General features: G+C 70.1%; 13 protein-coding genes and 1 pseudogene. 4 read left to right on the forward strand and 10 right to left on the reverse strand.

Annotation, left to right across the window (positions count from 1 at the left end):
* Positions 1 to 61 precede the first annotated feature (61 nt).
* The 3 genes from DEP02_RS33925 to DEP02_RS11325 form a co-directional block, all read right to left on the reverse strand.
* Positions 62 to 301, reverse strand: coding sequence for an ATP-binding protein (locus tag DEP02_RS33925; protein ID WP_198668385.1), 240 nt, complete (start codon positions 299 to 301; stop codon positions 62 to 64).
* Positions 302 to 561: 260 nt separating this feature from the next.
* Complete coding sequence (locus DEP02_RS11320; RefSeq protein WP_112467214.1) at positions 562 to 975, reverse strand: PIN domain nuclease; 414 nt, start codon at positions 973 to 975, stop codon at positions 562 to 564.
* A complete protein-coding gene (locus DEP02_RS11325) occupies positions 972 to 1232 on the reverse strand; it encodes a type II toxin-antitoxin system VapB family antitoxin (protein ID WP_112467215.1) in 261 nt (86 codons plus the stop codon). Before DEP02_RS11325 ends, DEP02_RS11320 begins: the two co-directional genes overlap by 4 nt.
* Before the next feature lie 207 nt (positions 1233 to 1439).
* Between DEP02_RS11325 and DEP02_RS11330 the strand changes: the two genes are divergently transcribed.
* Together DEP02_RS11330 and DEP02_RS11335 are read left to right on the forward strand one after the other, a co-directional pair.
* Entirely contained in the window at positions 1440 to 1682 is a 243-nt protein-coding gene (locus DEP02_RS11330; protein ID WP_112467216.1) for a type II toxin-antitoxin system Phd/YefM family antitoxin, read from the forward strand.
* A complete protein-coding gene (locus tag DEP02_RS11335; protein WP_112467217.1) occupies positions 1682 to 2056 on the forward strand; it encodes a type II toxin-antitoxin system VapC family toxin in 375 nt (124 codons plus the stop codon). The genes DEP02_RS11330 and DEP02_RS11335 overlap by 1 nt, the downstream gene beginning before the upstream one ends.
* A gap of 34 nt (positions 2057 to 2090) precedes the next feature.
* Here DEP02_RS11335 and DEP02_RS11340 read toward each other — a convergent pair.
* Positions 2091 to 2635, reverse strand: a pseudogene (locus DEP02_RS11340) (zinc ribbon domain-containing protein); the annotation flags it as partial.
* 371 nt (positions 2636 to 3006) lie between these two features.
* On the opposite strand from DEP02_RS11340, the gene DEP02_RS11345 reads away from it, so the two are divergent.
* Positions 3007 to 4050 carry a DUF4190 domain-containing protein gene (locus DEP02_RS11345; RefSeq protein ID WP_232839057.1) on the forward strand — a complete coding sequence of 348 codons (1044 nt, stop codon included), beginning with the start codon at positions 3007 to 3009 and terminating at the stop codon, positions 4048 to 4050.
* Between the two features lie 18 nt (positions 4051 to 4068).
* Here DEP02_RS11345 and DEP02_RS33370 read toward each other — a convergent pair whose 3' ends face one another.
* Positions 4069 to 4257, reverse strand: coding sequence for a hypothetical protein (locus tag DEP02_RS33370; RefSeq protein WP_157977416.1), 189 nt, complete (start codon positions 4255 to 4257; stop codon positions 4069 to 4071).
* Positions 4258 to 4325: 68 nt separating this feature from the next.
* The gene (locus DEP02_RS33375) at positions 4326 to 4619 is read right to left on the reverse strand and encodes a hypothetical protein (RefSeq protein ID WP_157977417.1); all 294 of its coding nucleotides are present in this window, start codon (positions 4617 to 4619) and stop codon (positions 4326 to 4328) included.
* Positions 4620 to 4785: 166 nt separating this feature from the next.
* Between DEP02_RS33375 and DEP02_RS11355 the strand changes: the two genes are divergently transcribed.
* A complete protein-coding gene (locus tag DEP02_RS11355) occupies positions 4786 to 5220 on the forward strand; it encodes an SRPBCC family protein (RefSeq protein ID WP_112467219.1) in 435 nt (144 codons plus the stop codon).
* Between the two features lie 105 nt (positions 5221 to 5325).
* On the opposite strand, the gene DEP02_RS11360 is transcribed toward DEP02_RS11355, so the two are convergent.
* The 4 genes from DEP02_RS11360 to DEP02_RS11375 all read right to left on the reverse strand — a co-directional run.
* Positions 5326 to 6528 (reverse strand): S8 family peptidase, encoded by a 1203-nt coding sequence (locus DEP02_RS11360; RefSeq protein WP_112467220.1) that lies wholly within the window; start codon positions 6526 to 6528, stop codon positions 5326 to 5328.
* Positions 6529 to 6943: 415 nt separating this feature from the next.
* Complete coding sequence (locus DEP02_RS11365) at positions 6944 to 7207, reverse strand: hypothetical protein (protein ID WP_112467221.1); 264 nt, start codon at positions 7205 to 7207, stop codon at positions 6944 to 6946.
* The gene (locus DEP02_RS11370; protein WP_112467222.1) at positions 7204 to 7569 is read right to left on the reverse strand and encodes a MazG-like family protein; all 366 of its coding nucleotides are present in this window, start codon (positions 7567 to 7569) and stop codon (positions 7204 to 7206) included. The genes DEP02_RS11365 and DEP02_RS11370 overlap by 4 nt, the downstream gene beginning before the upstream one ends.
* A gap of 43 nt (positions 7570 to 7612) precedes the next feature.
* Positions 7613 to 7949 (reverse strand): DoxX family protein (locus DEP02_RS11375; protein ID WP_369123205.1); only part of this gene is annotated, 337 nt, incomplete at its 5' end.

Genomic DNA, 7949 nt, shown 5'->3' on the forward strand with positions numbered 1-7949 from the left:
CAGGTAAGTCATTCAGCCCAGGAATATTCTCCGAATTCCTCCCGACTCAGCCGGGAATACATCAAGGCGCTTCCATGGCGCACCATGCCCACATGGTCTTCCCGGAGGGCAGACGGGGATCGCATCCCCAGCGGGTGGACAGGGCTTCGGCGAGGAGGAGGCCGCGGCCGGAGTCGGCGGCGGGGCCGGGGTCGGTCGTGGGGGGCTGGGGTGCGCGGTCGCCCCGTGGGCCGGTGACCTCGATACGGAGGGTGCCGGGCTCCTCTCGTCTCGGGTTGGCCTCGATCTTTTCCTGCGGCATCACCGGGTGGCGCTGGGTGTCGGGTTGCCAGGTGGGGTCGACGACCGGGAGGTGCAGCGGCAGGCTCAGCGCGTCGGGCAGAAATCAGGCGACAGGTGAGCGAACATATTTTTGTGTGACTGGGCGCCGTGGTTGGCCCGTCCGGTCAGCTACGGCGCTCAGCGAGAAGACCTGCCTCAGGGCTGGAAGAAGCAGAACGCGGGCGGCGGTCGTGGGCCGGGCCCCACCGCATCGGGGGACCGCCGCCGGCGGTGGAGCAGTCAGGGTCCGCCGCGTACGTCCTGCCGCTCCACCTCGGGCAGAACCCGTGCCACGGTGGCGAAGTCGTTGTCACGGTGCAGCACGATCAGCCCATGGTGTACGGCCGTGGCGCAGACGAGGAGGTCCATCGGTCCCGCGCTGCGGTGTTGGCCCTTCTGCGTCAGCTTGTACTGCGCCGAGTCGATCCACCGCCATGCGTCCTTGGGGACCGCCACGTGCCCGGACAGGTCCGACAGATCCGCGTCCATCTCGTCACGGTCGGCGGGTCCGGTCGCGCTGTAAAGGATCTCCGCGCGCGTGGGCTCACAGAAGCCGATGGCGCCCGTTTCCATCTCGGCATCCCAGCGGCGCCGGATCGCGGGTTCGCTCACCAGGTCGACGTAGGCGCCGGTGTCGATCAGGTATGTGATCACTCGGCGCCCTCGCGGCTGTCGAGTACGACAGCCTCGGCGCGCTGGGCGGCCTTACGTGCCTGCCATACCCGGCGCGTCGGATCGAAGTCTCCGCGCGCTGCCCGCTCGGCCAGGCGCTCGGCCGCGGCGCATCGCCTGTGGCGCCGTACGGCCTCGCGCAGGGCGGTGTTGATGGTGTCGCGCTTGGTGGTCGTGCCGAATATCTCAGCGGCGGCGGCCAGGGCCTCGTCGTCCACGTCCACATTGGTCACGCTCACGCGACCCACCTCCCATGTCGGCCATGTGGGACTCCATGCCACTAGTCACACGTAGTGGCGCGCGGCTGTGGTGATCACGCCGCGAGCGAAACGGTGCAGCCGACGTGATCGCCGGGACGAAAGCGCGATGGAGCGCTGTGCCGCTCGGAAAGAGCTATCCTTAGTCCACCGCTTAGTCCATTCGTTGATCGTAGTCGTGAGGCAGCCATGGAAGCAGCCCGTCAGTACAACGTTCATGAAGCCAAGACGCACTTTTCGCGGATCCTGGAGCAGGTCGCGACCGGTGAGGAGGTCGTGATCAGCAAGGCGGGGGAGCCGGTGGCCAAGGTGGTGCCGCTGCGCCCCAAGGTGAAACGGACCGGCCGGGGCTCGCTCCGGGGGAAGATCCACATCCCCGACGACTTCGATGAATTGCCCGACGACATCGCCGGCGCTTTCGGGATGCGCTGATGCGACTGCTGCTCGACACACATGTGGTCCTGTGGTGGCTGGACGACTCCGCTGAGCTGTCCGGTGAGATCAAGGACCTGCTGGACACCGAACCCGCGGTGTACGTCAGTGCTGTGTCGCCATGGGAGATCGCCATCAAGCAGTCCCTCGGGAAGCTGGAAGGCCCGGAGGACCTGGCCGAGCGGGTACGCGACAGCCAGTTCACCGGACTGCCCGTCACCGCCGGGCACGGGGTGCGGGCAGGCCGGCTTCCGGCGCATCACCGGGACCCCTTCGACCGGATACTGGTCGCTCAGGCCCAGATCGAAGGGATGACCCTGTTGACGAGGGACAAGTGGATCCCGCAGTACGACGTGCAGGTCATGCCCGTTTGACTGCTCCCTCCCGGATGAGGAGGGGAACCCTGGCTCAGACCGCCTCCTGGAGCAGTGCTCCGGGAGGCCTTGCGCCCTCGACGCCGGCCGGGTTCAGACCTGCCCGGACGAGCGTCACGCGGGCGGAGTTCTTGTCCCGGGGACAGGCGGCTCCGCACGCGGTGCAGGTGTAGGTGCGCTCCGACAGCAGTTGGGGGTCCCCACCGGGGGAGCGTGCTTGGTTCTCGCTCCGCACGATGCGCAGTCCATGGTGGTGTGCGCGGGATGCGCCAGGCGTACATCGCGCCTGTGCTTGCGGACCATCTCCAGCAGGGCCTGCTCGGCGGCGCCGATCGCGGCGTTGGCCGCCTTGCGCGCCGTCGACGTCCGGGCGAGGAACTTGGGCCGGAAGTTCTCCACCGCGATCGCGTTGTGGTCGCGCACGACCTTCTTCGCCCTCCACCTCTTCGCCTCCTGGTGGCCCTTCGAGGCGGGCTGCCCCCTCTTCGGCCTGCGGCGGGCCATCATCCGGTCGTAGCGGGTCGGCTTCTCCTTCGCCTTCCGGCCGTGCTGGGGGTGAGAGAGGTCGTGGGTGTCGGAACAGACGATCCGCTCCATCCTGCAGTGGACCGTCGACTTCTGCAGGCCGTTGCTGAGCGACTGACGGTGTCCTGCGGGGCGGAACGGACGGAGGTGTCGTTCTCCTCGGAGGCGGCCGGCTGTGGGGGTGCCTCATGAGCTCAAGGGCGCCGGATGTGCTATGTGCACATAATTGTCCGCAGCCTTGTTTTCGGTCTGGTCAAGCGTGATCTTTGTCTGCGGCCCACTGATTTCCGGCCGTTCGCCGCGGCGAGACGGCCAAGAAAGGCAGAGATCCCGTGTCAGCTCCCCCGCCCCCGCCCCCGCCCCCGCCGTCGTACCCGCATCAGCCGCCAGTGCCGCCGCCCGGGCCCGGACCGCAGTGGGGGCCGATGCAGCCGCCGGTGCGGCCGGTGCTGAACGGCTTCGCGGTCGCGGCTCTGGTGACGTCGCTGCTGTGTCTTGCTCCGTTGGGGCTGATCTTCGGTGTCGTCGCGCTGGTGCAGATCTCCAGGAAGGGGCAGCGGGGCAAGGGCCTTGCGATTGCCGGGATCTCCGTTTCCGGTGTGGTTCTTCTGCTGGTCGCCGCCGTCGTGGCGGGAGTGGTCAACTTCAGGGTGTGGGCGCTTCCCACCAGGGACGACAGCGGCGAGGTCACGAGGCGGGGGTGGACCACGGTCCACTCGCTGAAGGTCGGTGACTGCTTCAACCCGGGCGCCGGGGTGCCGAAGCGGGACAAGTCGTCGTTGGGTGACGCGAGCGTGGAGCTGGTCCCGTGCGACGAGTCGCATCAAGGAGAGGTGTACGCCACCGTCGCGCTCTCCGGACAGCGGGACTTCCCCAAGCGTGACGTGATCGCGGCGATCGCGGAGCCGCGGTGCATGGAGCTGCTCTTCGGCTACTCGATGGATCCGCCGGCCTTCGGGGGCCTGCGGACTTATTACTACTATCCGGACGAGAAGGGCTGGGCTGCCGGGAAGCGCACCGTACTGTGCTGGGTGGCGCGTTCCGGCGAGGCCGAACTGGACACCTCGGTGCGGCGCGGCGCGTCCGACCTGACCGCTGATCAACTGTCTTTCGTCTCCGCCGTGAAGCCGCTGAGTGTCGTCTCCGCACTCCAGCCGGCGAAGAACCCCCGGCAGGACCTCGCCGGTGCCAAGGCCTGGGCCGGCCGGATGGCCGAGGCGCAGGCCGAGACGATCCAGCTGCTCAAGGACACCGAGCTGCCCGGGGCCGAGCGGCCGACCGGGCGGCTCGTGGCGGAGCTCGAAGCGGGGCTGCCGCTCTGGCGGCAGGCGGCCGAGGCACCCGACGCGGACACCTTCTACGGGCAGCTGCGATCCCTGAAGCAGCACAACCCGGACCCCTACGTCCGCGAGATACGCGGTCTGCTGGGCCTTCCCCTGCCCTCGGCCGAGCCGACACCGGCGCTTTGAGGCACGGGGGTCCGGACGTCACTCGTCAGGGGGCGGTGCCGGGTGTGGAGAGCAGGCCGATGCCGCAGAGCGTCGCCAGTCGGCGTGCCCGTGGCGGTGAGCGGGGCGCAGCGCGCCGGACCCGAGCAGGGTCTCCCAGGCCTCGGCGACGAGCGGGGCCACGTCCCAGGGCGCGTAGGGGCCCGTCGTGGAGAGTGCGGTCTCCACGGCGGACTGCGGCAGTGCCGCCGGGCCGGGCCACGGCGAACAGCCGCAGGATGTCGTCGGCGGGCGGGTCACCGGTCAGGGGACGGGCGAGTGGCCCCATGACCGGAGGCCGCGCGCCGGGAGCACCGACGCGGGCGCGGGGAGGGGGACCGGGGATGGACGAGGATGTCGGCTCCGGGGGCGTGGAACCGGTTGCGCAACCGGCGGAAGTCGCTGTGTGCGGCGAGCTCCGCGAGGAGGTCCAGGGACTGCGGATGACCGTCGGCGTCGCGGACGAGCGCGTCGGCGGCAGCGCGGTCCAGGCCGTCGCGGGGCGGGCGGTGGGAGGCGAGCAGGCGCAGTCCGTCAGCGCCACTCCGCACCGGAACGACCATGTCCACACGGGAAACGCCCGGATACCTCACCGAGGATTCCGCCCGTGACCGGCCGGGCGCCTCCCGGTCTGGTTGCCGCGTGGCCGACTCGCGGCGCACCCTGGAAGGGGACCGTGGGCCCGGGCGGCCGGGCAGCCAGGAGGCGAGGTTCGGGATGAGCAGACTTCAAGAGCACATCGACGTGAACGCCCCGGCCCGGAAGGTGTGGGACCAACTGCACCGCATCGAGGAGTACTCGTCGTTCATGGACGGGGTGCAGCGTGCCTCCGCGCACGGTGGTGACCGGGCCCGTCTCGGTGTCCGGACCGGCCGTGGTGAACAGGAGTTCGAGGCCGTCCTCTCCGACCGCGCCGACGAACAGACCATCACCTGGCAGACGCAGGGCGGCCCGGAACTGCAGGGCACCCTCTCGGTCAGGGCCCTGGACAGCGACCACAGCCAGGTGCAGGTCCGGGTGGAGTACGACCCGCAGGCCCTCCAGGACACCTTCGGCGGTCCGAAGGGAATGGCCCAGGTCCACGCGGTCGAGCGGACGGTCCGGGGCGACCTGGAACACTTCAGGGATCTCGTGGAGCGACAGAAGAGCTGACCGTGCTCCCCTCGCGGAGCGAGTTGCCCCGCGGTATTTCGGGAAAACGCCACTTCCCGGAGGCACGGCGGCCTCCGGGAAGCGGCGTTCAGAGCCGATGCGGTGTTACGGGACGAGACGCAGGAGCTTGTTCGGCGAACCGGAGCCCGGGCTGGTGACCACGCCCGAAGTGGCGCCGTTCACCAGAGCCGTGGAGACCTGTGCCGGGGTGGCCGAGGGACGGCTCGAGAGGTAGATCGCGGCCGCGCCCGCGACGTGCGGTGTCGCCATCGACGTGCCCGAGATGGTGTTGGTCGCGGTGTCGCTGGTGTGCCAGCCCGCCGTGATCGAGGAGCCGGGGGCGAAGAGGTCGAGGACCGAGCCGTAGTTGGAGTAGCTGGCCCGGGCGTCCGTGCTGGTGGTGGCGCCGACCGTGATCGCCTCGGTGACCCGGGCGGGGGAGGAGGTGGAGGCGTTGGTGTTGCTGTTGCCCGCGGCGACCGTGTAGGTGACACCGCTGGCGATCGAGTTGCGCACGGCCGTGTCCAGGGCGGTGGAGACGCCGCCACCCAGCGACATGTTGGCGACCGAGGGGCCGGAGTGGTTCTTGGTGACCCAGTCGACGCCCGCTATGACGCCGGCCGTGGTGCCCGAGCCGCTGGCGTTGAGCACGCGGACCGCCACGATCCTGGCATTCTTGGCGACGCCGTAGGTGGAGCCGGCGATGGTGGTGGCGACGTGGGTGCCGTGGCCGTTGCCGTCCGACGGGGTGCCACCGCTGACGGCGTCGTAGCCGTACGAGGCCCGCCCGCTGATCTCCCTGTGCGTGATGCGCACGCCGGTGTCGATGACGTACGCGGTCACGCCGCTGCCGGCCGAGTCGGGGTAGGTGTACGTGCCGGAGAGCGGGCGTGACGCCTGGTCGATGCGGTCCAGGCCCCAGGGGGCGTTGGTCTGCGTGGCGTTGAGTTGGACCTTCTGGTTCTGTTCCACCGTGGCGACCGCCGGGTCGGCCGCGAGTCTTCTGGCCTCGGTTGCCGAAAGGTTTGCCGTGTAGCCGTTCAGCGCGCTGCCGAACGTCTTCTTCACCGAGCCGCCGTACTTGGTGACCAGGCCCTTGCCCTTGCTCGAAGTGGACTTGAAGCCCGCGGTCTTCTTGAGCGTGACGATGTAGCTGTCCTTGATCGCCGTGGGGGAGTCGGCGGCGAGCACCGTGCCTTCGGCCGGGGCGGCCTGGGCGGGAAGTGCGGTGAGTCCGCCCAGAAGGGCGGCGGTCGCAACGCCGGTGAGGGCGGCGAAGCGGATCTTCCTGCTACGCGGTTGTGCCATGCGAGGGGGTCCTCCTCGGGCATGCGCGCCTGGGTGGGGCGCGCGGTGTGGGGGTGCGCGCGGGGTCGCGCACACGGCCCTGGAGCGCTGCGTTCCGCTCAGGGCCGAGTAAAGGGTGTGGTAACTGGCGGTTATAATCAAGGGAGTTGAACACTTGACATGTGACTGACATTCCTGTGGGGCGAGTGAAGCCTCCTCGCCGCCGGTTCGCCGCCACCGGGACGGACCGTCATGACGCGGGCTTTCCCCTCACATCGACCACCGAAAGTGCCTGCGACCTGAAGAAGTTGATGCTTTGTTCCCGCGCACGCTCAGCGGAGCGTGCGCGGGTGACGGGGCTCGACGGCGGCCGCCGGCATCCCGGGCCGGCTCGGAGCCGGAACAGCGGATGATGTCCCCTCTGTGGCGGGGACGTTCACGCTTCCGTGCGCCCGGCTGCCGTGAGGTGAACGGGCTGAGTGCCCGTCAGCTCCGGTTCCGGGGCGGATGCGGGGGGAACGGCGTGGTTCGAGGCCGCCGTCGTGGTCGTCGACATGAGCCGTTCGTGAAGGGTGCGGCCGTCGCCGTCGCCGTCGCCGTCGCCGTGGACGGAGGTGAGCCGCTCGTGCGCGGTCGGAGGGTCCTCCCGGTCGCCCGCGTACGCCGGCTTGTCCAGCACGGTGACGACGGGGAACCTCATGCCTGCCTTCCCGCACCCCCGCCCGTCCCCGGCGAGCGCTGCAGGACCCCCGACAGGTGCCGGGTGAAGACCTCCCGCGCCTGAGGAGTCAGCGTGCGCAGGGCGACCAGGGCCGTGATCGCCACGTCGCAGAGTTCCGCCTGGACGTCGTCCCAGGTGTGGGTGGTGCCCTTGCGCGGGTTCTGGCCGGTCGCGCCGATGACCGCCTGGGCGACCTCGCCGGTCTCCTCCTGCAACTTCAGGATGCGCAGCAGTACGCCCTCCCGGCCCTCGTGGGTGCGGTGGCCGTCCAGCCAGGTCCACAGGGCGTCGACGGCGGACCAGAGGTCATCGGCGGGCACGGAAACGTGCTGATCGGTCATGGACCGCAGCCTGCCACGGCCCGCCCTGCTCCTCGAAGAGTGCCTACTCCTCGAAGAGCGCCTGCTGCTCGCCCTCCTTCTCCTTCCGCAGCCGCTTGATGCGCGCGCCCACGACCACCGACGTCACCGCGCCCACCGTGGCGAACGCCGCCGGGACCATCCAGCCGCGGTTGACGGCGTGGCCGAAGGCGTGGTCCACGGAGAGCCGGCCGGGGCCCGCGATGGCGAGCCCCGCGGAGGTCAGGCCCAGGGAGGCGGCGTACTCGTAGCCGCCCTCCTGGGCGAAGAAGCCGTTGGGCGCGTGCAGCGCCGCCGCCCCGGCCATCGCGCCGGCCGCCGCCGCGCCCGCCGCCGGAGTGGCCAGGCCCATGGCCAGCAGC

The sequence above is a fragment of the Streptomyces triticisoli genome (assembly GCF_003270085.1).
Lineage (GTDB): Bacteria > Actinomycetota > Actinomycetes > Streptomycetales > Streptomycetaceae > Streptomyces > Streptomyces triticisoli.

Excerpts from the sequence above, each read along its gene's own strand:
- DEP02_RS11370 (WP_112467222.1), bottom strand. The coding sequence starts at position 7,569 with ATGACCGATCAGCACGTTTCCGTGCCCGCCGATGACCTCTGGTCCGCC.
- DEP02_RS11330 (WP_112467216.1), top strand. The coding sequence starts at position 1,440 with ATGGAAGCAGCCCGTCAGTACAACGTTCATGAAGCCAAGACGCACTTT.
- DEP02_RS11365 (WP_112467221.1), bottom strand. The coding sequence starts at position 7,207 with ATGAGGTTCCCCGTCGTCACCGTGCTGGACAAGCCGGCGTACGCGGGC.
- DEP02_RS33925 (WP_198668385.1), bottom strand. The coding sequence starts at position 301 with ATGCCGCAGGAAAAGATCGAGGCCAACCCGAGACGAGAGGAGCCCGGC.
- DEP02_RS11360 (WP_112467220.1), bottom strand. The coding sequence starts at position 6,528 with ATGGCACAACCGCGTAGCAGGAAGATCCGCTTCGCCGCCCTCACCGGC.
- DEP02_RS11335 (WP_112467217.1), top strand. The coding sequence starts at position 1,682 with ATGCGACTGCTGCTCGACACACATGTGGTCCTGTGGTGGCTGGACGAC.
- DEP02_RS11345 (WP_232839057.1), top strand. The coding sequence starts at position 3,007 with ATGCAGCCGCCGGTGCGGCCGGTGCTGAACGGCTTCGCGGTCGCGGCT.
- DEP02_RS11355 (WP_112467219.1), top strand. The coding sequence starts at position 4,786 with ATGAGCAGACTTCAAGAGCACATCGACGTGAACGCCCCGGCCCGGAAG.